Origin of the sequence: Roseateles sp. YR242 (genome assembly GCF_900109745.1) — a bacterium.
GTDB lineage: Bacteria > Pseudomonadota > Gammaproteobacteria > Burkholderiales > Burkholderiaceae_C > Roseateles.
In genome coordinates this window covers 189460-212090 of the sequence record NZ_FOAV01000009.1, presented here as the reverse complement: position 1 = coordinate 212090, position 22631 = coordinate 189460, and the positions used below count along the sequence as shown (strand labels likewise).

The window sequence follows — 22631 nt, the reverse complement described above, 5'->3', positions numbered from 1 at the left end:
GGTGGGGCCCTTTGACGTGTGTTGAAGCGTCAGACCCGTTCGCCCACCCAGCCCTGCACGCTGGCCAGTGCAGCGGGCAGGCCCTTGGCATCCGTGCCCCCGGCCATGGCCATGTCCGGCTTGCCGCCGCCCTTGCCGCCCACCTGCTGGGCGACAAAGTTCACCAGTTCACCGGCCTTGACCTTGCCGATGCTGTCGGCGGTGACGCCAGCGGCGATCTGCACCTTGTCGCCGTCCACGGCCGCCAGCACGATGGCGGCGGTCTTGAGCTTGTTCTTGAGCTGGTCCATGGTTTCACGCAGCGTCTTGGCATCGGCGCCTGCCAGCGTGGCGGCCAGCACCTTGATGCCCTTGACGTCCACCGCCTTGCCCAGAAGTTCATCGCCCTGCGCCGAGGCCAGCTTGCTCTTGGCGGCGGCCAGTTCCTTCTCCAGCGCGCGGACCTGATCCAGCACGGCCTGCACGCGCGGCTCCAGTTCGGTCGGTGCCGCCTTCAGCGTGCCAGCCACCGCAGCGACGGTGGATTCCAGCGATTGCAGGTAGTGCAGGGCGTTTTCGCCTGTCACGGCTTCCACGCGGCGGATGCCGGCAGCCACGCCACTTTCCGAGACGATCTTGAACAGGCCGATGTCACCCGTGCGGCGCACATGGGTGCCGCCGCAGAGTTCCTTGGAGGAGCCGATGCTCAGCACCCGCACGGTGTCGCCGTACTTCTCGCCGAACAGCATCATCGCGCCGCTCTTTTGCGCGTCGTCCAGCGCCATGACTTCCGCGTTGGTGTCGTGGTTGGTCAGGATCTCCGCGTTGACGATGGCTTCCACCTTGCGGATCTCGTCCGCCGTCATCGGCGCGTTGTGTGCGAAGTCGAAGCGGGTGCGCTCCGCATTCACCAGCGAACCCTTCTGTTGCACATGGGCGCCCAGCACCTCACGCAGGGCCTTGTGCATCAGGTGGGTGGCGCTGTGGTTGCGCACGGTGCGGCCACGGCGCTCGGCGTCCACGCGGGCGGCGAACACGTCGCCCACCTTGACCGCGCCTTCGACGACCTGGGCATGATGGCCGAACACGTCGGCCTGGATCTTCAGCGTGTCGTCCACCACCAGGCGGGTGGTGGCGTTGCGCAGTTCACCGGCATCGCCCACCTGGCCGCCGCTCTCGGCATAAAACGGCGTGTGGTCCAGCACCACCACGACGTCGTCGCCAGCGGTGGCACTGGGCACCGCGCTGCCGTCCACATACAGGCCCACGATCTTCACGTCTTCGCGCGAGAGATGCTCATAGCCATGGAAAGCGGTGGCGGCACCGCTGTACTCCAGGCCCTGCGCCATCTTGAACTTGCCCGCCTGGCGGCCGCGCTGCTTCTGTTCTTCCAGCAGCCGGTTGAAGCCGGGCTCGTCCACCGTCACGCCACGCTCGCGGCAGACGTCGGCGGTCAGGTCGACCGGGAAGCCATAGGTGTCGTGCAGTTTGAAGGCGGTCTCGCCGTCGATCTGCGTGGCGCCGCCGGCCAGTGCCGACTCCAGCAGCTCCATGCCGGTGGCGATGGTCTTGAAGAAGCGTTCTTCTTCCTGCTTGAGCACTTCGGTCACCCGGGCTTCGTCACGGCGCAGCTCGGGATAGGCATCGCCCATTTCCTTGGCCAGTGCGGTGACCAGCTTGTGGAAGAACGGCGTGCGGGCGCCCAGCTTGTAGCCGTGGCGGATGGCGCGGCGGGCGATGCGGCGCAGCACATAGCCACGGCCGGCATTGCCGGGGATCACGCCATCAACCACCGTGAAGGCGCAGGCGCGGATGTGATCGGCGATCACCTTCAGCGACGGAGATGCCTTGTCGCAGTCCCCGCCCTGCGGCGTCGCTGCATCGACTTCCCGCTTGGCAGCCGCCAGCAGGTTCACGAACAGGTCGATCTCATAGTTCGAGTGCACATGCTGCAGCACGGCCGCCAGGCGCTCCAGCCCCATGCCAGTGTCGACGCTGGGCTTGGGCAGCTTGTGCATCACGCCGTCTTCCGTGCGGTTGAACTGCATGAAGACGTTGTTCCAGATCTCGATGTAGCGGTCGCCATCCTCATTGGGGCTGCCCGGCGGGCCGCCGGCCACATCGGGGCCGTGGTCATAGAAGATCTCGGTGCAGGGGCCGCAGGGGCCGGTGTCGCCCATCATCCAGAAGTTGTCGGACATGTAGCGGCCGCCCTTGTTGTCGCCGATGCGCACGATGCGCTCGGCGGGCACGCCGACCTGCTGGTTCCAGATCTCGTAGGCTTCGTCGTCTTCCTGGTAGACGGTCACCCACAGCTTGTCCTTGGGCAGCTTGAAGTGCTCGGTGAGCAGCTCCCAGGCAAAGCTGATGGCGTCCTTCTTGAAGTAGTCGCCGAAGCTGAAGTTGCCCAGCATCTCGAAGAAGGTGTGGTGGCGCGCGGTGTAGCCGACGTTGTCCAGGTCGTTGTGCTTGCCGCCGGCGCGGATGCACTTCTGGGCGGTGGTGGCGCGGCTGTAGGCGCGCTTGTCGAAGCCCAGGAACACATCCTTGAACTGGTTCATGCCCGCGTTGGTGAACAGCAGCGTCGGGTCGTCACCAGGCACCACCGGGCTGGAGGCGACGATCTGGTGGCCCTTGGATTCGAAAAACTTCAGAAACGTATTGCGGATCTCAGCGGCTTTCATGCCAGTCCTTTGCTGTTGCCCCAGGGCAGTTACCCATGGCAGTTACCCCATGGCGGTGATGTCACGCCGCATCCGCATCCGGAGAGCACTCCGGGGTGCGACTTGCGGCAGTTCAGCACTACTTCAGCGCTACTTCAGCGCCACTCAAGAATTCTTTACGAGCCGGCTTTGCAAACAAATGTCAACGGGGGTGAACCGATATCGTCACCGTGCACCGCCCGGATTGCCCGCAATGCCTTGATTTCGCGAAGCTTTCGATTATAGGAGCGGGCCTTGCTCCCTGCGGTGCGCGGCACCTCTGTGACGTGGCGCCCATGCCAAACCCGCTAGGATCTTTTAAACAGAGAGCCACTCTCGAGAACTTCTGCCGGAGCACCGACGATGGACACGCCCCTGACTTCCCCGCTGGCCTCACTGAAGGATCCCAGCCTCCTCAAGACCGATGCCCTGATCAATGGTGAATGGGTGGGCGGTTCGGCCCGCTTCGATGTGCAGGACCCGGCCAGCGGTGAGTTGCTCACGCACGTGGCCAACCTCGGCGCGTCCGAGGCGGACGCCGCCGTCACCGCCGCCGAGGCCGCCTGGCCGGCCTGGCGCGCCAAGACCGCCAAGGAGCGCGCCGCCATTCTCATGCGCTGGTATCACCTGCTGATCCAGCATGCGGATGATCTGGCCCGCATCCTCACGGCCGAGCAGGGCAAGCCGCTGGCCGAGGCGCGGGGCGAAATCGTCTACGGCGCCAGCTTTCTGGAGTGGTTTGCGGAGCAGGCCAAGCGCGTTTACGGCGAAACCGTGCCCACCACCGACGCGACCAAGCGCTACCTGATCCTCCAGCAGCCCATCGGCGTGTGCGCGGCCATCACGCCCTGGAACTTCCCGCTGGCCATGATCACGCGCAAGGTGGCGCCTGCCCTGGCGGCGGGGTGCCCCGTGGTGATCAAACCCGCCGAGCAGACCCCGTTGACGGCGCTTGCCGCCGCCGAGTTGGCCCAGCGCGCCGGCATGCCGGCGGGCGTGCTCAACGTGGTCACCGGCGACGGCGAACACTCGGTGGCGATCGGCAAGGTGCTGTGCGAGCGGGGGGCGGTGCGGCACCTGTCGTTCACCGGTTCCACCGAGGTCGGCCGCATCCTCATGGCGCAGTGTGCGCCCACCCTGAAGAAGCTCTCGCTGGAGTTGGGTGGCAACGCCCCTTTCCTGGTGTTTGACGATGCGGACCTGGACAGCGCAGTGGAAGGCGCGATGGCCAGCAAATACCGCAATGCGGGCCAGACCTGCGTCTGCGCCAACCGGCTGTATGTGCAGGACGGCGTCTATGACGCCTTTGTCGCCAAGCTGGCGGAGAAGGTCGCGGCCCTCAAGGTGGGTGGGGGCTTCGAGCCCGGCGTGACGCAGGGGCCGCTGATCGATAACGCCGCCATGGACAAGGTCGAGCGCCATGTGGCGGACGCCACCGACAAGGGCGCCCGTGTGGTCACGGGCGGCAAGCGGCTGCATGACCGCTTCTTCGAACCGACGGTACTGGCCGACGTCACCTCGGACATGTTGTGTGCCCGCGAGGAGACCTTCGGGCCCGTAGCCCCGGTGTTCCGCTTCCAGACCGAGGCCGAGGTCATCCAGATGGCCAATGCCACCGAATTCGGCCTCGCCAGCTACTTCTATACCCGGGACATCGGGCGCATCTTCCGCGTGGGTGAAGCCCTGGAGTCCGGCATGGTGGGGGTCAACACCGGTTTGATCTCCACCGCCGAAGTGCCCTTCGGCGGCGTCAAGCAGTCCGGCCTGGGCCGCGAAGGCGGGCATCAGGGCATCGACGAATATGTCGAGAGCAAATATCTGTGCCTGGGGGATCTGCAGCGCTGAGACTGCGCCGTCCTGCGGCTCACTCGGCGCTGCGATGGGCGCGATGAATGCCCGGCTCTTGCTCGGCTGCCTCCAGCAGCAGGTTGAGGCCGACGCCCCGATCCTGTGGCGGATGCAGCGCACGGGGCATCTGTGCCTGTCCATGGCGGGGTGCCGCATCGCGCTGGCGCTCCAGGTGGGCCTGGATGGGGCGCCGGGTCAGCAGGAGATAGCGCTGCTGGGTGCCGGCGGGCTCAGCCACTCCTGGGTAGGGATAGGACGGCCGGGGCGCGCCTGGTGGGTCACCGGACGTAGCAGGCGCATAGGGCCTGCCGAGGGGGGGCGCCGGTTCCTGGATGGGCTGCGGTGCCGGTCTCGATGCTTGCAGGGGCGGGCCGCCGGGGGCTGAATACTCCTGCGCTGGCGTGAACTCATAGGCATGCACGCCAATGCGGTCATTAATCATGGTGACGCTCCGAAGTGGCTGTAAACCTGTCAGTGCGGGCGCCATGGCGCAGGTTCCTGTAATCGCCAAGCTCCTCCTGAGGGAGGGGGCTGTTCGAAGCCCTCGCTGGGGTGTCACTTCGGAGCACTGCTGAAGTGGGCGTCCCGGATGCCCAGTTTTCTGAGCATCTGTTCCATGCCCGCGGTCAGGCGATATTCGGGGGCCGTCCGGCTCATATGGACTTTCATGCCCCGCATGAGTGCGTGCCCCTCGCTGCGGCACTCCAGCCGCTGCACATACGCGTCCACTTGGTGGGCCAGGTGCAGGTTTTCGCCGCCGAGCGTCAGCGAGCGCTGCAGGGCAACGTCGTCCTCCGACATGTACGGGTCGCTGCCACAGGCCCAAATGAGCGCGGCCAGCGCCTGCGCCCGCTGGGCTTCAGGCAATTGACGCAATTGCTGCAAACAGGCGTCGCCGCCATCAGATTGCAGCAGGTCCAGCAACATGTCGCCTTGCTCGGTAATGTCCGGGCGCATGACATTGAAGCTGCGCATCAACTCTTCGTCCGCCAAGGTGGCCAGCGGAATGCCAAACAGCTTGTCCAGATTCGATGTGCTCTTGCCCAGGGCGACATCCAGGGCGTCGGAGGCGCTGGATGGCTGCAGGCTCTCAAATATCTGGCGGATCCTCGGCGACATGTTCTGCAATGACCGCGTGCGTTTCTCCGCAGCAGACGGGCCTTGCGCCAACTCGTCATCCAGGGTGGAAGGCGGCTCATCCGGGTCAAACACACTGAACTGGAGATCGGAATGCACGGTGCTGTGGGACGCTGTGGATGCCGTCGAGATCGTGGAAGAGACGGAAGCCGTCGAGGCTTGCGCCGATGCCGGGGCATGGGGCCCGCCACCAATGCCCAAGGTCCGCGTCAGTGCCGGTCGTGTGGGCGCCTGCGCCAGTGCCACTGGCGGCAGCTGTTGCCGCCAAGGCGCCGCAAGGCTGCGGGTGAGGGGTGGATGGCTGCGGATCTGCGCTGGCGGGTCGGTGCGGTTCAAGGGCAGGGCGTTGCTGCGGGACAGGGCTTGATGCGCCTGGCGGTTGCCAGTGGCCCTGCCGGCTGCGGCGGTGTTCATGGCGTCACGGCGCTGTTGTGCCAGTTGTTCATGCCGGCCCCCGGTGCGGAAGATCGGCATGTGGGACCGGGGCGGCGGTGTCTGTGCCATCGCGCCAGCGGGCTGATCCATCACGGTGGCGTCTTCCGCTTCCGTGTGTGCCGTGTGTGCGGTCCGGGCATCTGCTGTCTGCGCGGCGCGGATGCCGGAGGGCGTTACGCCCTCAGCGTCCTCCGCTGCGAGTGCCCAGGGCGAGGTGTGGCTGGCGCCGACTGACTGAGGTCCCATGGTGCGGTGCGCGAGTGAATGAAGCCATCAGTGCGAGGGGGCACCACCAGGTTCAATCAGTCGGAAGCGCGAACGCGAGCATCAGGGAAGCGCGAACGCACGCGTCTAGGCGCTACTGGAGCGGGTGATGGGAATCGAACCCACGTATCGAGCTTGGGAAGCTAGCGTTCTACCATTGAACTACACCCGCATCGCCAGCGATTGTAGCTGAGCTCCGGGCGATTTCTGGCGGGATGGCGGCCGGGGAATGGGCAGCTTGCTCGGCGGTTTGTTGGGAGACTGTTTGGGCGACTGGCTGGGCGACTGGCGACCTTGCCTGCCTCAAGGTCGCCCAATCCATGTTGCAATGCTGAACGAATTCTGAACGTCAGCTTGCAGCACCTTGACATGAACCCGCCGGACACCACGCCCAACCCTGCCCGCAATCCTCACCTGGTCTGGGCCCTGCTGGCGCTGTCGCTGGGCGGCTTCTCCATCGGCACCACCGAATTCGCGGCGATGACGCTGGTGCCTTTCTTCTCGCCGGACCTGGGCATCGACGTGCCCACCGCCGGCCGTGTCATCAGCGCCTATGCCCTCGGGGTGGTGGTTGGCGCCCCGGTGTTGGCCACCTTGGGTGCCCGGCTGCCGCGTCGCACGCTGCTGATCCTGCTGATGCTGGCCTTTGCGCTGGGCAACGGCTTGAGTGCACTGGCCCCCGGCTACCACTCGATGCTGCTGTTCCGCTTCCTGAGTGGCCTGCCGCATGGCGCCTACTTTGGTGTCGGCGCGCTGGTGGCCGCCTCCCTGGTGGCGCCCGAGCGGCGTGCGCAGGCCGTCAGCATGATGATGCTGGGGCTCACGGTCGCCACCATCATCGGCGTGCCCCTGGCCAACGCGCTGGGGCAATGGGTGGGCTGGCGCTGGGGTTTCGGTGTGGTGGCCGTGCTGGCGCTGAGCACCGCTGCGCTGGTGGCCGCGCATGTGCCCAAGGACGAGGTCCAGCCCGGCGCCAGCGCCATGCGGGAGCTCGGTGCCCTGGCACGCCGCCAGGTCTGGTTGACCCTGGGCATCGGCGCCGTCGGTTTCGGCGGTATGTTTGCCGTCTATACCTATCTCGCCTCCACGCTGCTGGAGGTCACAGGTGCCAGCCCGGCCACGCTGCCGCTGGTCTTCAGCGTCTTCGGGGTGGGCATGACCGTCGGCACCCTGGTCTGCGCCTGGGCGGCGGACCGCGCACTCATGCCCACCGTCGGCGGCATCCTGCTCTGGAGCGTGGTGGCGCTGGCGCTGTACCCGTTCGCAGCCGGCAGCCTGTGGACGCTGCTGCCGGTGGTGTTCATGATTGGCTGCAGCGGCGGCATGGGTACGGTGTTGCAGACCCGGCTGATGGACGTGGCGGGTGATGCCCAGACCCTCGCCGCGGCACTCAACCATTCCGCCTTTAATGCGGCGAACGCATTGGGACCGTGGCTGGGCGGTATCGCCATCGCGGCCGGCTACGGTTGGACCTCGACCGGCTGGGTGGGCGCCATCCTGGCCATCGGCGGCCTGTTGATCTGGGGGCTGTCTCTGGCGGACGATCGGCGCCGTGCCACGGCCTGGCGCCTGGCCTCCCCGCGTTGAGTCGCGCGTTGAGTCGCGTTCGTCGAGGGCGCGGTGGGTCTGGCTCGGGCTGTTCATGGTGCGGCCAGACCGCTGACCAGAGTCAATTGCCGCACGTATGGCCGGCAGGCATGTCCCCGCCCTTGAGCACAGGGCTACGCGTCCGGCGATAATCCCGCCTTTGCCGATTTCCTGGGCGCTGCCGGTTCTGATCTGCTGGCACTGATCTGCCGGTGTTGCCTGGCGGGTGTTGCCTGGCGGGTGTTGCCTGGCGGGTGTTGCTTGGCTGGTGTTGCTTGGCGGGTGCCCCTCTGGAGGTGTCGCCTTGCAGGTGTGGCTTTGCAGGTCTGCTGTGTAGGTCTGCTTTGCACGTCCGCTTTGCAGTTGCCGCTGCGGCTACGCCGGGAATCGGTTGTCCAAGCTGAAGAGAGTTCTCATGCCTGTGCACATGGCTGAATGGCTGCCGCCCACGCGGTATTGGGTCCTGGCGATCTTCATCGTCTCCGCGCTTTATGCCCACTTTCGCGGCCGTGTGCGGTTCAAGCTGGCCCGCGCGCTGACCGATTTCACGGTGCTGCTGGCGCCCATCAATGCGGCGATGTACCTGTTCTCGCGGCCGCCCGCAACGCCCTACCTCAAGACCGAGGACTTCAAGGAACTGGATCTGCTGCGCGACAACTGGCAGCTCATCCGCGACGAAGCCCTGCGCCTGAACGACGAGGGCTACATCAAGGCCGCGTCGGGCTACAACGACATCGGCTTCAATTCCTTCTTTCGCACCGGCTGGAAGCGCTTCTACCTGAAGTGGTATGACCGTGACATGGATTCTGCGCAGTCGCTCTGCCCGAAGACCGTGGAACTGCTGCAGCGCATCCCCACCATCAAGGCGGCCATGTTCGCGTCGCTGCCGCCGGGCGCACGCCTGGTGCGTCACCGCGACCCGTATGCGGGTTCGCTGCGCTACCACCTGGGCCTGACCACCCCCAACGACCCCGGCTGCTTCATCGAGGTGGATGGTGAGCGCTATCACTGGCGCGATGGTGAAGCGGTGATGTTCGACGAGACCTTCATCCACTATGCCGAGAACACCACCGAGCACCAGCGCGTCATTCTCTTCTGCGACGTGGAGCGTCCGCTGCACTTCGCGCCGATGCGTTGGCTCAATCGCTGGTTTGGCAAAGTGGTGATGACGGCGGCAGCCACACAGAACCTGGAGTCCGAACCGATCGGCGGGCTCAACAAGTTCTTCTTCCACGCCTACAAGGTCCGCATCTTCTTCAAGGCCTTCAAGAAGCGCAGCCGGCTGGGTTATTACGTCGTGAAGTGGGCCCTGATCCTCGGCATCCTGGCGGCGATTTTCATTTGACCCCTAGCGTCATCTGCCAGGACTGAGCCCGCCGAGCGGCGGGCTTGTTGCGCTCCAGACGGCCGCTCATGCGGCCGCTGTCTCCTTCAAGGCCTCTTCCAGCGCCCGCGCCTGCGGCCCGAACGCATAAGCGTCCATGCCCAGGCAGCCGAAGGTCACGCCCTCGAACAACCGCAATGGCGCCACCTCGCGGCCGCCAGCGCCAGCGGCCACATACCAGGGCAGCAGATGCTCGTCAGTCGGGTGCATCAGGGCCGCATGCGGGGCCTGGACACGATAGTCCACCAGTGCCGTCCAGTCCCTGGCCGCGCTTCGATCCGCGAACCAGGTGCGAAAGGCTGCGGATTCTGGCATCTCCGCGTCGTCCTCGCCCGAGGTACCGCCCGAGGGCCGGTTGCGCATCAACAGGCGCAGGTTGTGCGTGATGCTGCCGGTGGCCAGGATCAGGACGCCTTGTTCCTGCAGCCCCACCAGCTGTTGTCCGAGGACCATCAGCTCTGCGGGTGAGGCCATGGGTGTGAGTGCCAGCGGCAGCACGGGAACGTCCGCGTCCGGATAGAGATAACGCAACGCCGTCCAGATGCCGTGGTCCAGGCCGCCTCGGTCGAGTACGGGGGCGCCCAGTGCTTTGCCCACTGACGCGGCCAGCGCGGGCGCGCCCGGTGCGTCATAACGAAGGTCGTACAACGCCTCGGGGAAACCACCGAAGTCGTAGACCGCCTCATGCTGTGCGCCACCCAACAGCACCGGGGCACGAGCCGTGGTGTGCGCGGAGACGGCCAGCACTGCCCTGGGGCGGCCCCAGGCGCGGTCCAGCGTCTGGCCCAGCCGCCGCATGAAAGCCCCGGTGTCACCGGGTTCCAGCGCAATCATCGGGGAGCCGTGCGAAACAAAGAGGGTAGGGAAGGGCGAGGTCATCTTGCTATTGCAACGCTCCCCGGGCGCCCTATCGTCAAAACCCCTTGCACGGTCTGTTCAATCTGCTTGCACGACCGCAGCACGCGCGGGCACGTCCTTCGCTACAGTGCGGGCATGAGCGCGCAATCCCCGTCCAACTCTGCCCCGTCCGCACCGCTGCCCGGTTCATCCTCTTCGGCAGGCCCATCCGCGGGCCCATCCGCGGGCCCATCAGCCGGCTCCCCGGTTGGCACGCGGCGCCCGCCCTCACGCCCGCCCTCGTTATGGCGCCAGACCGCCCTGCAGGCCTGGCGGGATGCACGTGCCGGCGAGCTCCATCTGCTCATCCTGGCCCTGATGCTGGCGGTGGCGGCCGTCTGTGCTGTGGCCTTTCTCTCCGACCGTCTGGACCGTGGCCTGCGCCGGGATGCGGCCCAGCTGCTGGGGGGCGATGTCGTGATGGCCAGCGACCAGCCCACGCCGGCGGCCGTGCGTGCACTCGCCCAGCGGCATGGCATGCGCACGGTGGACACGCTGAGCTTTCCCAGCATGGCGCGGGCGGAGGATGCGCAGGGCGGTGGCAGCCGCCTGGTGGCGGTCAAGGCCGTCAGCCCCACCTACCCCTTGCGCGGCGCGCTCACGCTGAGCGACGGGCGCAAGGCCGGCGCACCTGCGGCCGGCAGCGTGTGGGCCGACCCCGGCGTGTTGAGCGCACTGGGCGTGAAGGTCGGCGATGCCGTGCTGCTGGGCGACGCCACGCTGCGCATTGCGGGCGAGATTGCCAACGAGCCGGACCGCGGGGCCGGTTTCATGAACCTCATGCCGCGTGTGATGGTGGCGCAGTCGGATTTGCCCGCCACCGGCCTCATCCAGCCCGCCAGCCGGGTGACCTATCGGTTTGGCGTGGTGGGCAATGAGCCGGCGGTGCGCGCCTTCACCGCCGAGGCCCGTCAATCCATGCGGGAGCAGAACTGGCGCGGTGTGCGTCTGGAGTCGTTGGATTCCGGCCGTCCCGAGATGCGCCAGACCCTGGACCGCGCCACGAAGTTCCTGAACCTGGTGGCGCTGCTGGCGGCCTTGCTGGCCGCCATTGCGGTGGCGCTGGCCGCGCGGGAATTTGCCAACCGCCATCTGAACGACTGCGCCATGTTGCGGGTGCTGGGCCAGCCGCAACGCCGGCTGACCTGGGTCTTCACGCTTGAGTTCGCCATGGTGGGAGGCCTGGCCAGTGCGGCGGGTGTGGCGCTGGGCTTCCTGCTGCACTACATCTTCATTGGCCTGCTGGCCGGCCTCATTGCGGTGGACCTGCCCGCCCCGGGTCTGTGGCCGGTGCTGCTGGGCCTGGGTATGGGCATGAGCCTGCTGCTGGGCTTCGGCCTGCCACCGGTGCTGCAACTGGCCTCGGTGCCGCCCCTGCGGGTCATCCGGCGCGATGTCGGCCGGCCCAAGGCCACGTCCCTGGCGGTGCTGGCGGCCGGGGTGGTGGGCTTTGCGACCGTGCTCACCGCCTTGTCGGCAGACTGGCGCCTTGGCCTCATCGCCACCGGTGGCTTTGCGGTGGCGCTGGCGCTCTTCGCGTTGCTGGCCTGGTTGGCCGTGCTGGCGCTGCGCAAGCTGGTGCCCCAGGCGGGCGCGCCCCGATGGCTGCTGCTGGCCACCCGCCAGGTGGCGGCGCGGCCGGGTTTTGCGGTGCTGCAGGTGGGGGCCCTCTCCATCGGCCTGCTGGCGCTGGCCTTGCTCGTGCTCATGCGCACGGACCTGATCGACAGCTGGCGGGCGGCCACGCCCGCCAATGCGCCGGACCGGTTTGTCATCAACATCCAGCCGGAGCAGGGCGTGGGCTTTCGCAGCGAGCTGGAGAAGGCCGGGGTCAAGGACTACGACTGGTATCCCATGATCCGGGGCCGCCTGGTCAGCATCAATGGCCAGGCCGTGCGTGCCGGGCAGTTCCAGGAAGAGCGTGCCCAGCGCCTGGTGGAGCGGGAGTTCAACCTCAGCCACAGTGCCGAGCTGCCTTCGCACAACCAGCTCACCCAGGGCCGCTGGGTGCCGGAGGAAAAGGATGGCCTGAGCGTGGAGCAGGGCCTGGCCGATCAACTGGGTCTCAAGCTCGGTGACCGCCTCGCGTTTGACATCGCCGGCACCACGGTGGAGTCCCGCATCACCACCCTGCGCAAGGTGGACTGGGGCTCGATGCGGGTCAACTTCTTTGTGCTCTACCCCAAGGCGGACATGCCGGAGCTCCCCATGAGCTTCATCTCCGCCTTCCGGGCGCCCGACGGGCAGGCTGCGGCGCTGGACCGCACGCTGGTGCGCGCCTTCCCCAATCTCACGCTGGTGGATGTGTCGGCCGAACTGCACCAGGTCCAGGCGGTGCTGGAGCAGGTCAGCACGGCGGTGCAACTGCTGTTCGGGGTGGCGCTGGCCCTGGGCGTGGTGGTGCTGCTGGTGGCGGCGGTGGGCTCGCGTGAGGCGCGCACCCGCGAATTTGCCCTCATGCGCGCCATGGGCGCTTCCAGTGCCCTGATGGCCGCTGTCCAGCGTGCCGAGCTGCTCGGTCTGGGCGCGCTGGCCGGCCTGCTGGCCGGTTCGGCAGCACAAGCGATGGGCTGGGCACTGACCCACTACGCCTTTGACTTCGAATGGCAGTTCAAGCCCTGGGTCCTGATCGGCACTACCGTGGGTGGCGCCTTGCTGGCCCAGTTGGCCGGCTGGTGGGCCCTGCGCGGCGTCCTTCAACGCCCGGTGGTCCAGACTCTCCGCGACGCCGCCGAGTAAGCCTGGCCACGGCCGGCGGACCAGGCACCCGAGCGGCCGCAGCGACGCATCCGCCATCCCGCTGCGACGCACCGGTCATTCCCGCTGCGACGCACCGGTCATTCCCGCTGCGACGCACCGGTCACCGTCGCAGCAAACAAAAACGCCTGGCGATGCCAGGCGTTTGTCCCTGCACCCCACCCAAAGGCGAGCACAGCGAAGCCGTCCTTCAAGCGGAGCGCGTGGATCCGGCTTTGCCGGGCCATCGCGCTCGCCCCCAAGGGGGGCCGCCGTCGGGCGGTAGGGGGGCGATCACGAAGTGATCGTATCCATCAACCCCATGTCGGCGCTGCTCATCAGGCCTTCGATATCAATCAGGATCAGCATGCGATCGCTGACCGCGCCGATGCCCATGATGAAGCTGGTGTTCACCGAGCTGGCGCTCAGTTCCGGCGCAGGGCGGATGACATCGCGATTCAGTTCCAGCACGTCGGAGACCGAGTCCACCACGGCGCCGACCACGCGGTTCTTCACGTTCAGCACGATCACCACGGTGAAGCTGTTGTATTCCGCCGTGGCGCATCCCAGCTTCAGGCGCAGGTCCACGATGGGGACGATCACGCCACGCAGGTTGACCACGCCCTTGATGAAATCCGGTGCGTTGGCGATGCGGGTCGGATGCTCATAGGAGCGAATTTCCTGAACCTTCAGGATGTCGATCCCGTACTCTTCCTGACCCAGGCGGAAGGTCAGGTATTCACCGCTCGAAGGAGCGACATTGCCCGAGCCGGACTGGAGAGCCAGCGCGCCGGAGCCTGCTTGCACGACTTGCGTGCCTGTTTGTTGGACGATTTCCATGTGGTGACCTCGTGCGGCTGATTAAAAGGTTTCCCAGTCGCCGTCATTCACGGCGGTGGTGGCCGGCTGCGCCGGCGCGGGGGTGAACGGTGCGGCGGCGCGGCTGCTGGCCGCCTTCGGCTTGATCGGGGTGGTGGCCGGCTTGGCCACGGGCTTGGACGCCGGCTTGGCAGCCGTGGCCTTCACCACCGGCTTGGCAGCGGTTGACTTGGCAGCCGTGGACACGGTGGTGGACACCGGCTTGGCCGCAGCCTTCGTGACCGGTGCGGGGGCGAGTGCGGGTGCGTGGGCCTTGGCCACCGGCACGGCACTGAAGTTCTTCGTCACGTTCGCCGGCTTGCTGGCCGGGCTGAACAGCGTCGAGGTCGTCACAGCGGCATGGCCATTGACCCGGAAGCGGTCCACCACGGCACCCAGGCGCTCGGCCTGATCCTTGAGGCTTTCCGCGGCGGCGGCACTCTGCTCCACCAGGGCGGCATTCTGCTGCGTCATCTGGTCCAGCTGGCTCACGCCGGTCGTGACCTGGCTGATGCCATCACTCTGTTCGCTGGAAGCGGCGGTGATCTCGCCAATGATGTCGGTCACACGCTGCACGCTGGAGACGATATCGCTCATCGACGTGCCGGCTTCCTGCACCAGGCGGGCACCGGTCTCGACGCGTTCGACGCTGGCGCCGATCAGGGTCTTGATCTCACGGGCCGCCTCGGCGCTGCGCTGGGCCAGCGAACGCACCTCACCGGCCACCACGGCAAAACCACGCCCCTGCTCACCGGCACGGGCCGCTTCCACCGCGGCGTTCAGTGCCAGGATGTTGGTCTGGAAGGCGATGCCATCGATGGTGCCGATGATGTCGCTGATGCGCTTGGAGCTGGTGTTGATCTCGTCCATCGTCGAGACCACCTGGCTCACCACCGTGCCGCCCTTGGCCGCCGCGCCCGAGGCGGACGAGGCCAGCTGGTTGGCGGTGCGGGCCGAATCGGCCGTCTGCTTGACGGTGCCGGTCAACTGCACCAGGGAGGAGGCAGCTTCCTGCAGGTTGGAGGCGGTCTGCTCAGTCCGGCTGGACAGATCCTGGTTGCCGGTCGCGATCTCCACCGACGCGGTGCGGATCGAGTCGGCGGCGGTGCGCAACTGGCCCACCATGGTCTGCAGCGCTTCCTGCATGCGATGCAGCGAACGCAGCAGCTTGGAGGCCTCGTCGTTGCCTTCCACCGGCTTCATCACGCGGGAGAGGTCGCCTTCGGCAATGGCACCCGCCAGCGCCTCGGCTTCCACCAGCGGCGCGCAGATGCTCTGCATGTTCAGCAGGGTCAGCGGCACCACCACCACGGCAGCGAACACCAGCACCAGGCCGAAGGTCCACAACACCGTCTTCTGCGTGCTTTCGATGCCCTTGCGCATCTCGGCGGATTCTTCATCCAAACGCTTGGACAGGTCGGCAATCTGCGTTTCCGCGGCCTTCACCTGGTCCTTGGCCGGCTGCAGCAGCCGGTCCGCCACGGCGGCGTGGTCATAGGCACCTGCTTCCAGCTGGTTGACCACGTTGGTTGCCTTGGCGGCATAACCGTCCAGGGAGGCTTGCACCTTCGCCAGCGCGCCCTTGTCCTCGTCATCGCTCAGCTTGCTCAGGTCGGCCACCATGGCGGCGGCCTGCTTGCGGGCGTCATCCCACTTGGCATGCCGCTCCTTCACCACGTCGGGCTTCTCGTAGTTGATGATCATGTCCTTTTCATGGACACGCATCAGACCCACGGCGCCGGTCAGCGCCGCGATGAGGCGGCTCCGATCGGAGGACTTGTCCAGGAATTCCTGGGTCTGTCCACGCATGGATTGCATGCCGAACAGACCAACACTACCGACCACCAGCAGCAGCACCAGCACGATGGCGATGGCGCCGATCATGCGGGTCCTGATGCTGAATTGCCGCAGCAATGCGCTGAGATTCATATGTGCTTACCTCGAGAACGGGCGGAGCGTTGTCTGTTCAGTGGCGTGAGCGGCGCACCAGGCTGCCCACGTCCAGGATCAGGGCCACTCGGCCATCACCCATGATCGTGGCGCCGGACACGTCCGTCACCTTGCGATAGTTGGCTTCCAGGTTCTTCACCACCACCTGCTGCTGGCCCAGCAATTCATCGACCAGCATGGCGACACGGCCCCCTTCGGCTTCCACGACCACCATGATGGAGCTGACGTGCTCGAAATCGAAGCGCGGCACATTGAAGACCTGCTCCAGTTCCACCACCGGCATGAATTCGTCACGCACCTCGACCACACGGCCGGAGCCGCCCACGGTCTTGATGGTGTCCGACTGCACCTGGAAGGACTCGACCACCGACGACAGCGGCAGGATGTAGACCTCTTCGCCCACACCCACGCTCATGCCGTCCATGATGGCCAGCGTCAGCGGCAGGCGCACCGAGACCTTCATGCCGTAGCCCTCGGCAGAGTCGATCTCCACCGTGCCACCCAGCGAGGTGATGTTCTTCTTCACCACGTCCATGCCCACGCCGCGGCCGGACACGTCCGTCACCTGGTCGGCGGTGGAGAAACCCGGTGCGAAGATCAGGCCCCAGACTTCCTGGTCGCTCATCGAGTCGGGCGCGTCGATGCCCTTTTCGCGGGCCTTCCTGATCAGCTTTTCGCGGTTCAGGCCACGGCCGTCGTCACGCACTTCAATGACGATGGACCCGCCCTGGTGGGAGGCCACCAGCGTGATCGTGCCCTGCTCGGGCTTGCCCTTGGCCAGACGATCGGCGGGCAGCTCGATGCCGTGGTCGCAGCTGTTGCGCACCAGGTGGGTCAACGGGTCGGTGATCTTCTCGACCAGGCCCTTGTCCAGTTCGGTGGCTTCACCCTGGGTCACCAGTTCCACCTTCTTGCCCAGCTTGGCGGCGAGGTCGCGCAGCATGCGGGGGAAGCGGTTGAACACCACGGACATCGGAATCATGCGGATCGACATGACCGATTCCTGCAGATCCCGCGTGTTGCGTTCCAGGTCTGCCAGGCCGGAGGCCAGTTGCTGATAGAGGCCCGGATCCAGGTTGTGGCTGTTCTGGGCCAGCATGGCCTGGGTGATGACGAGCTCGCCCACCAGGTTGATTAGCTGGTCGACCTTCTCCACCGAGACACGCAAGGTGGAGTCCATGTTGGCGCCGCCCGCGCGCGGGGCGGCCTCGGCCTTGGCGGGCACGGCCGGCTTGACCGGCACCGGCACGCTGGCCTTGGGCGCCTCGGCGGCGGCCTTGGATTCTTCGGCGGTTGCGCTGGGCAGGCCGGGTGCTTCATCGAAGAAGCCGTAGCCTGGGTCCTCGTCCTTCTTGGCTTCTTCCTTCGGTGCACCGGGCGCGCCGTCATGGAAGCCGAAGCCGGCGCTCAGCGGCAGGATCTTGACCTGCTCGCGGGAGACGTGGAAGGTGAACAGGTCCAGCAGATCGTTGTCCGTGCTGCTGGTCAGCACCTTGAAGCGGCGCATGCCGTCGGCGGAAATACCCCCGTCCAGCGGCTCGATGGTGCCCAGATCGGTGATTTCCTTGAACAGGTCGACCAGGTTGTCGGCCTGCGTGGGATTGCTCAGCGGGCCCACCAGCAGCTCCAGCTGACGCACGGTCGAGGTCAGCGGGGAGGGGGAGGCCGAGGCGGCAGCCGCCGGTGCGGGTGCGGGCGCCGCAGCGGCGGGGGCCGGTGCGGGCGCGGCACGGTTGCCGTCCAGGGTGCGGCCTTCCACCAGCGTACGGATGTCGCTCAGCAGGGCGCTGGTGTCCACGGCGTCAGCCCCGGAGCCTTGATGGCGGGCCAGCTGCGCGCGCAGGGCGTCACCGGATTGCAGCAGCACGTCCACCATCGGCGAGGTCGGCGCCAGTTCATGGCGGCGCAGCTTGTCCAGCAGCGTCTCCATCTGGTGCGTGAGCTCGGCCACGTCATTGAAGCCAAACGTCGCCGCGCCGCCCTTGATCGAGTGGGCGCAGCGGAAGATGGCGTTCATCTGCTCATCATCGGGATTCTCGATATCCAGGTTCAGCAGCAGCTGTTCCATGTTGTCGAGGTTCTCACCCGCTTCTTCAAAGAAGACCTGATAGAACTGACTCAGGTCGATGCCGGCACCCAGGTTGGCGCCTTCAGAGGTCATATCTCCCATCTATATCTCCCGCCCGCTTCAGCGGATCACCTTGCCGATCACTTCGATCAGCTTGGCCGGGTCAAAGGGCTTGACCAGCCAACCGGTCGCACCGGCGGCCCGGCCGGCCTGCTTCATCTGGTCGCTGGACTCGGTGGTCAGGATCAGGATGGGGGTGGTCTTGAACTTCGGGTTGTCCCGCAGCTTCTTGGTCAGGCTGATGCCGTCCATCCGGGGCATGTTCTGGTCGGTCAGGACCAGATCAAAATCGCGCTGGGTGGATTTTTCCCAGGCATCCTGCCCGTCCACCGCCTCCACGACGTTGAAACCCGCATTCTTGAGGGTGAACGAGACCATCTGGCGCATGGAGGCCGAATCGTCTACGGCGAGGATCGAGGGCATTTTTGGTTCTCCGGATGACAAGCGGTTTTCGGTTGCAGCTTGAAATTCTTTAGGGCTTCAGCAGCAGTTCAATCTTTATAGGACTTGTGGTAACGCAGCTGGTCGGTCAGAACAGCTCGATCGAGCCGGCGTCCATCTCGTCCTGCGTGACCGGATTCGGTCTCAGGGGGGCAGTTTCCACCACAGCAGCCCCTTCTTCATCGTCCCCGAAGGCATCGCGGGCGAGTTGATCGGAACAATTGCGCAGTCGCTGGCTGGTATGACAGATCAGCTGCGTGGACATGTCATGAAACTGCAGCGCGGTCACGGCGCCGGCCAGGTGCAGCATCACCTGCTGCAAGGCGTCGCGATCCTGGTCGCTGTTCGCCCGGGACATCAACTGGTCGACCAGGCCCGATGCGCCGAAGAAGTGGCTGGACAAGGTCTCTCCGGTGTCATCCAGCAGGCGCTGCAGGCGCTCGAGATCGTTGTTGACCGTCATGAGATGGTCCTGCAGCTCGGCGGCGGCCAGCAACGGCATCAGGCCACTTTCAGGCTCGACCGCTGTCTCATCGATTTGCATCTTGGCTCCACATGCGTGCGTCTGCGTTTCGTGCTCACACCGACCCAACTTCGGTGTGCGGCGAGACTTTCATGGCTGGAGGAATCTTCGGCTTTTAGCGCGGATCTGTCGACGGGACTAATTGGCCAAAGTGGCCCTAATATTTCGCTTCGTCCAACGTCGTCCGGCCTGGGCCTGGATTTCCCTTTCAGCGTAAACCCAGAACTCTAAGGTTTCCAGATGTGAATGGCGAAGAGTTGTCCCGTCATAGCCCAGGGAGTCGCGACAAACTTGGCATACTCGCGGCATGCCTGCCTTGCCCCTGGGCGAACGCCGTCTGCGTTTGCTTCATATCGAAGACTCCGACCTGGACCATCAACTCATCCTGGCCCAGCTGCAACGCGCCGGCCTGTCTTTCGAGATCAGCCGGCTGGACAGCCTTCCAGCCGTAGAAACCGCGCTGAATCAAGGCTGGGATGCCATCATTTCCGACTACAACCTGCCAGGGTTTTCGGGCCTGGTGGTGCTGGATCTGCTCAAGCAGCGGCAATTGGTCCTCCCTTTTGTGTTGGTTTCCGGAGAAATTGGGGAAGACACTGCGGTGGCAGCCATGCGCAACGGCGCCTCGGACTATTTGCTCAAAAACAACCTGGTGCGATTGGCGCCGGCACTTTTGCACGCCATTGAATCTTGCGAGGCGCAACGGGCCCGGCTGGAATCCGACCGGGAACTCATCAAATCCAAGCAGCAGTTGCATGAACTGGCGGGGCATCTCCAGACCAGCGTGGAAATGGAGCGGGCCGCCATTGCCCGTGAAATTCATGACGATGTGGGGGGCTCGCTGACCGCCCTGAAATTCGACCTGGCCTGGATCGCCCGCCACTGCGACGATGCAGCGGTGCAGCAACGCGTCAATTCTGCGCTCGAAACCGTCAGCAGCGCCATCGAATCCAGCCAGCGCATCATGCACAACCTGCGCCCGGCCATCCTGGAACAGGGATTGCTGGCTGCGGTGCAGTGGCTGGCGGCCCGCTTCGAGCGGCGTACCGGCATCCCCACCGCCGTGCGCAGCGGCAACGAGACGCTGCAACTGCCCGCCGGTGTGCCGCTGGTGGCGTACCGGACCGCGCAGGAGGCCCTGACCAATGTATCCAAGCACGCCAATGCCAGCCGCGTCGATGTGGAGCTCAGCATGGACGGCGGCGTGCTGACGCTGGAAGTCAAGGACAACGGCCAGGGCCTGGCGCCGGGTGACCTCAGCAAGGCCCGCAGCTTTGGCATTCGCGGCCTGCGCGAGCGGGCTGCCACGGTCGGCGGCTGGGTGGACCTGAGCTCCGGCGTCCATGGCACCAGCCTGATCCTGTCGGTGCCGCTGCGCGGCGTGGTGCACGCTTTCGATGAGGACTTCGCCGACGAGGGCGGACCGGGTGGGAGCGCCACGAGCGCCCAGTCGGCGCATGATCCGTCCACCTGGGGCCAACTATGATCAAAGTGATTCTGTGCGATGACCACGCGCTGATCCGCAGGGGTATCCGGGATACGCTGGCCGACGCACCCGATATCGAGGTGGTGGGCGAAGCCGGAGACTACGGCGAACTGCGCAGCCTCATGCGCAGCCTGCCGGCGGACAAGCAATGCGACGTGCTGGTCCTGGACATCAACATGCCGGGCCGCAGCGGGCTGGACGTGCTGCATGTGCTCAAGGATGAGGGCACCACCACCCGCGTACTTATCGTCTCCATGTACCCGGAAGACCAGTACGCCATCCGGGCCTTGCGCGCCGGGGCCTTCGGCTATGTCAACAAGGGCGGAGACCCGCAGTTGCTGGTGCAGGCCGTGCGTACGGTGGCCCAGGGGCGCAAGTACGTCACCCCCGAAATTGCCCAGATGCTGGTGGAAAGCCTCACCGCGCCCGCCCCGGAACAGGCGCATCAGAAGCTGTCGGACCGGGAACTGCAGACGCTGGTGATGATCGCTTCCGGCAAGCGCCTGTCCGACATCGCCGAGGAACTGATGCTCAGCCCCAAGACGGTCAGCGTGTACCGGGCACGGGTGCTGGAGAAGCTGGCGTTGTCCAACAATTCGGAACTGACGGTGTACGCCATCAGGAACGGTCTGGTCGAGAGCTGACGCTGCTGACGCTGATTGCCCTGCGAGTGCTGCCTCCGCTGCGAGAGCGACGGGCCCGGGGCATTTCCCGCCAGGACTTCCGCAAATATCCCCCGGCCCGCCGTGCTCCCGGCGTGGTGGTGGGCATCGGGCAGCTTGCGGTGCTGGTCTCCGACCCCCCTATTGCCACTGATTGCCTGTCATCCCCGGCTGCTGTCGAATCACGACGGCCGGCGGTCGTTCGTCGCATGACGCTGTGCCAGCGGGCAGGGCACTCATGAGAATGACCGCCATGCCTCCATCCCGCGCACGGCGTCGGGCGGGGGCCGTCATCACGACCGGCCCTGTGCCGGGGCCGAGGCTGAACACAAGAGGGGATCGTCATAGACACCGCATTGTTGAAAGAGCTGCGCATCGAGGGTGGGCAGCGCGAAGAACATCGATCAGGCATTCCGGGCTGGGCCTGGATCACGCTGGCCGTGCTGCTGGTGCTGGCCCTGCTGGCCGGCGCCGGCTGGTGGTGGTGGCGCAGCGCGCAGGTGCCGGAGGTCCAGGTGGCCGCGGTGCAGGCAAGGTCCGGCCCGGCCGGCAACGCCGTGCTGCAGGCCACGGGTTATGTCACCGCGCGGCGTGCCGCCACGGTCTCCACCCAGATCACCGGCACCCTGACCGAGGTGCTCTTCGAGGAAGGTGACCGCGTCACCAAGGGGCAGGTGCTGGCCCGGCTGGAAGACCACGCCTTGCGGGCCTCTCTGGACATGGCACGCGCATCGGTCAAGAGCGCCGAGGCCAATGTGGCGGCCGTCCATGCGCAGTGGCTGCAGGCCCAGTCCGACCTGCGTCGGCAGGAGGAACTGGCCGCCAGCGGCATGTCCACCCGCCAGGCCGCCGAGCAGGCGCGTACCTCGGTCACCAGCTACGCCGCACAGCTGGAGGCGCGCCGCCGGGAAGCGGATGCCTCTCGCGCCCAGGCCGTGCAGGCGCAGGTTAATTACGACTACACCGTGGTCCGGGCGCCATTCTCCGGGGTCATCACGGCAAAGGCGGCCCAGGTCGGCGAAATCCTCTCGCCGCTGTCGGCCGGCGGCGGCTTCACGCGGACGGGTGTGGGCACCATCGTCGACATGGAATCGCTGGAGGTGGATGTGGACGTGAACGAGGCCTATATCGGTCAAGTCAAGGCGGACATGCCTGCCCAGGCCGTCCTGGACGCCTACCCGGACTGGCGCATTCCTGCCCATGTGATTGCCGTGGTGCCCTCGGCAGACCGGGGCAAGGCCACGGTGAAGGTGCGGGTGGCCCTGGAGCAGAAGGACCAGCGCGTGGTGCCGGACATGGGGGTGCGGGTCTCCTTCCTGGCCGCCAAGGCACAAGGCGATTCCGCCCCGCCGCCAGGTGTGCTGGCGCCCCGGGCGGCCGTGGTGACCCGGGCAGACGCGCCAGTGGCCTTTGTCGTGGCCCAGGACCACGCCGAACTGCGCAAGCTGCGCACCGGCACGCCGGTGGGCGACCAGGCCGTGGTGCTGGAAGGCCTCAAAGCCGGGGAGACCGTGGTTCTCAATCCCCCGGAGACCCTGAAGAACGGTGACGCGCTGCGCGTGGCACCTGCCGAACACTGATCCCATTCGTGTGAACTGAACAACGCGGTCAGGT

The 22631-nt window shown here is 66.2% G+C and carries 16 protein-coding genes and 1 tRNA gene; 7 read left to right on the top strand and 10 right to left on the bottom strand.

From position 1 onward, the window contains the following. Positions 1-29: 29 nt before the first annotated feature. Positions 30-2663, bottom strand: a complete 2634-nt coding sequence (alaS, locus tag BMY53_RS17500; protein ID WP_092947769.1) for an alanine--tRNA ligase — start codon at positions 2661-2663, stop codon at positions 30-32. A 381-nt stretch (positions 2664-3044) separates the two neighbouring features. Between alaS and BMY53_RS17495 the strand changes: the two genes are divergently transcribed. After that, the gene (locus BMY53_RS17495) at positions 3045-4526 is read left to right on the top strand and encodes an NAD-dependent succinate-semialdehyde dehydrogenase (protein WP_092947768.1); all 1482 of its coding nucleotides are present in this window, start codon (positions 3045-3047) and stop codon (positions 4524-4526) included. Between the two features lie 19 nt (positions 4527-4545). On the opposite strand, the gene BMY53_RS25485 is transcribed toward BMY53_RS17495, so the two are convergent. From BMY53_RS25485 to BMY53_RS17480, 3 genes are all read right to left on the bottom strand, one after another. After that, the gene (locus tag BMY53_RS25485; RefSeq protein WP_143074119.1) at positions 4546-4971 is read right to left on the bottom strand and encodes a hypothetical protein; all 426 of its coding nucleotides are present in this window, start codon (positions 4969-4971) and stop codon (positions 4546-4548) included. 113 nt (positions 4972-5084) lie between these two features. Beyond that, a complete protein-coding gene (locus BMY53_RS17485) occupies positions 5085-6347 on the bottom strand; it encodes a hypothetical protein (protein WP_143074118.1) in 1263 nt (420 codons plus the stop codon). 116 nt (positions 6348-6463) lie between these two features. After that, positions 6464-6537 (bottom strand) — tRNA-Gly (locus BMY53_RS17480). 197 nt (positions 6538-6734) lie between these two features. On the opposite strand from BMY53_RS17480, the gene BMY53_RS17475 reads away from it, so the two are divergent. Together BMY53_RS17475 and BMY53_RS17470 are read left to right on the top strand one after the other, a co-directional pair. Further along, positions 6735-7952, top strand: a complete 1218-nt coding sequence (locus tag BMY53_RS17475; RefSeq protein WP_092947765.1) for an MFS transporter — start codon at positions 6735-6737, stop codon at positions 7950-7952. Between the two features lie 415 nt (positions 7953-8367). After that, complete coding sequence (locus BMY53_RS17470; RefSeq protein ID WP_255370259.1) at positions 8368-9297, top strand: aspartyl/asparaginyl beta-hydroxylase domain-containing protein; 930 nt, start codon at positions 8368-8370, stop codon at positions 9295-9297. 66 nt (positions 9298-9363) lie between these two features. On the opposite strand, the gene BMY53_RS17465 is transcribed toward BMY53_RS17470, so the two are convergent. After that, a complete protein-coding gene (locus BMY53_RS17465) occupies positions 9364-10215 on the bottom strand; it encodes a dioxygenase family protein (RefSeq protein ID WP_092947764.1) in 852 nt (283 codons plus the stop codon). A gap of 114 nt (positions 10216-10329) precedes the next feature. Between BMY53_RS17465 and BMY53_RS17460 the strand changes: the two genes are divergently transcribed. Beyond that, positions 10330-12972 (top strand): ABC transporter permease, encoded by a 2643-nt coding sequence (locus BMY53_RS17460; RefSeq protein ID WP_092947798.1) that lies wholly within the window; start codon positions 10330-10332, stop codon positions 12970-12972. A gap of 291 nt (positions 12973-13263) precedes the next feature. Here the strand turns inward: BMY53_RS17460 and BMY53_RS17455 are convergent, their stop codons facing one another. From BMY53_RS17455 to BMY53_RS17435, 5 genes are all read right to left on the bottom strand, one after another. Next, the gene (locus BMY53_RS17455; RefSeq protein WP_092947763.1) at positions 13264-13809 is read right to left on the bottom strand and encodes a chemotaxis protein CheW; all 546 of its coding nucleotides are present in this window, start codon (positions 13807-13809) and stop codon (positions 13264-13266) included. A 21-nt stretch (positions 13810-13830) separates the two neighbouring features. Next, positions 13831-15756 (bottom strand): methyl-accepting chemotaxis protein, encoded by a 1926-nt coding sequence (locus tag BMY53_RS17450; protein ID WP_092947762.1) that lies wholly within the window; start codon positions 15754-15756, stop codon positions 13831-13833. A 37-nt stretch (positions 15757-15793) separates the two neighbouring features. Next, positions 15794-17947, bottom strand: a complete 2154-nt coding sequence (locus tag BMY53_RS17445) for a chemotaxis protein CheA (RefSeq protein ID WP_092947761.1) — start codon at positions 17945-17947, stop codon at positions 15794-15796. An 18-nt stretch (positions 17948-17965) separates the two neighbouring features. Further along, entirely contained in the window at positions 17966-18328 is a 363-nt protein-coding gene (locus tag BMY53_RS17440) for a response regulator (protein WP_058934514.1), read from the bottom strand. 106 nt (positions 18329-18434) lie between these two features. Beyond that, positions 18435-18890 carry a hypothetical protein gene (locus tag BMY53_RS17435; RefSeq protein ID WP_092947760.1) on the bottom strand — a complete coding sequence of 152 codons (456 nt, stop codon included), beginning with the start codon at positions 18888-18890 and terminating at the stop codon, positions 18435-18437. Positions 18891-19176: 286 nt separating this feature from the next. Between BMY53_RS17435 and BMY53_RS17430 the strand changes: the two genes are divergently transcribed. The 3 genes from BMY53_RS17430 to BMY53_RS17420 all read left to right on the top strand — a co-directional run bounded on the left by BMY53_RS17430 (position 19177) and on the right by BMY53_RS17420 (position 22597). Continuing rightward, complete coding sequence (locus BMY53_RS17430) at positions 19177-20355, top strand: hybrid sensor histidine kinase/response regulator (RefSeq protein WP_092947759.1); 1179 nt, start codon at positions 19177-19179, stop codon at positions 20353-20355. Next, positions 20352-20999 (top strand): response regulator, encoded by a 648-nt coding sequence (locus BMY53_RS17425; RefSeq protein WP_092947758.1) that lies wholly within the window; start codon positions 20352-20354, stop codon positions 20997-20999. Before BMY53_RS17430 ends, BMY53_RS17425 begins: the two co-directional genes overlap by 4 nt. Before the next feature lie 374 nt (positions 21000-21373). Continuing rightward, entirely contained in the window at positions 21374-22597 is a 1224-nt protein-coding gene (locus BMY53_RS17420; protein WP_218151254.1) for an efflux RND transporter periplasmic adaptor subunit, read from the top strand. Positions 22598-22631: the final 34 nt, after the last annotated feature.

Bases quoted from the DNA above. Each gene is read 5' to 3' on its own strand.
- alaS (WP_092947769.1), bottom strand. From the start codon at position 2,663: ATGAAAGCCGCTGAGATCCGCAATACGTTTCTGAAGTTTTTCGAATCC.
- BMY53_RS17495 (WP_092947768.1), top strand. From the start codon at position 3,045: ATGGACACGCCCCTGACTTCCCCGCTGGCCTCACTGAAGGATCCCAGC.
- BMY53_RS25485 (WP_143074119.1), bottom strand. From the start codon at position 4,971: ATGATTAATGACCGCATTGGCGTGCATGCCTATGAGTTCACGCCAGCG.
- BMY53_RS17485 (WP_143074118.1), bottom strand. From the start codon at position 6,347: ATGGGACCTCAGTCAGTCGGCGCCAGCCACACCTCGCCCTGGGCACTC.
- BMY53_RS17475 (WP_092947765.1), top strand. From the start codon at position 6,735: ATGAACCCGCCGGACACCACGCCCAACCCTGCCCGCAATCCTCACCTG.
- BMY53_RS17470 (WP_255370259.1), top strand. From the start codon at position 8,368: ATGCCTGTGCACATGGCTGAATGGCTGCCGCCCACGCGGTATTGGGTC.
- BMY53_RS17465 (WP_092947764.1), bottom strand. From the start codon at position 10,215: ATGACCTCGCCCTTCCCTACCCTCTTTGTTTCGCACGGCTCCCCGATG.
- BMY53_RS17460 (WP_092947798.1), top strand. From the start codon at position 10,330: ATGAGCGCGCAATCCCCGTCCAACTCTGCCCCGTCCGCACCGCTGCCC.
- BMY53_RS17455 (WP_092947763.1), bottom strand. From the start codon at position 13,809: ATGGAAATCGTCCAACAAACAGGCACGCAAGTCGTGCAAGCAGGCTCC.
- BMY53_RS17450 (WP_092947762.1), bottom strand. From the start codon at position 15,756: ATGAATCTCAGCGCATTGCTGCGGCAATTCAGCATCAGGACCCGCATG.
- BMY53_RS17445 (WP_092947761.1), bottom strand. From the start codon at position 17,947: ATGGGAGATATGACCTCTGAAGGCGCCAACCTGGGTGCCGGCATCGAC.
- BMY53_RS17440 (WP_058934514.1), bottom strand. From the start codon at position 18,328: ATGCCCTCGATCCTCGCCGTAGACGATTCGGCCTCCATGCGCCAGATG.
- BMY53_RS17435 (WP_092947760.1), bottom strand. From the start codon at position 18,890: ATGCAAATCGATGAGACAGCGGTCGAGCCTGAAAGTGGCCTGATGCCG.
- BMY53_RS17430 (WP_092947759.1), top strand. From the start codon at position 19,177: ATGCCTGCCTTGCCCCTGGGCGAACGCCGTCTGCGTTTGCTTCATATC.
- BMY53_RS17425 (WP_092947758.1), top strand. From the start codon at position 20,352: ATGATCAAAGTGATTCTGTGCGATGACCACGCGCTGATCCGCAGGGGT.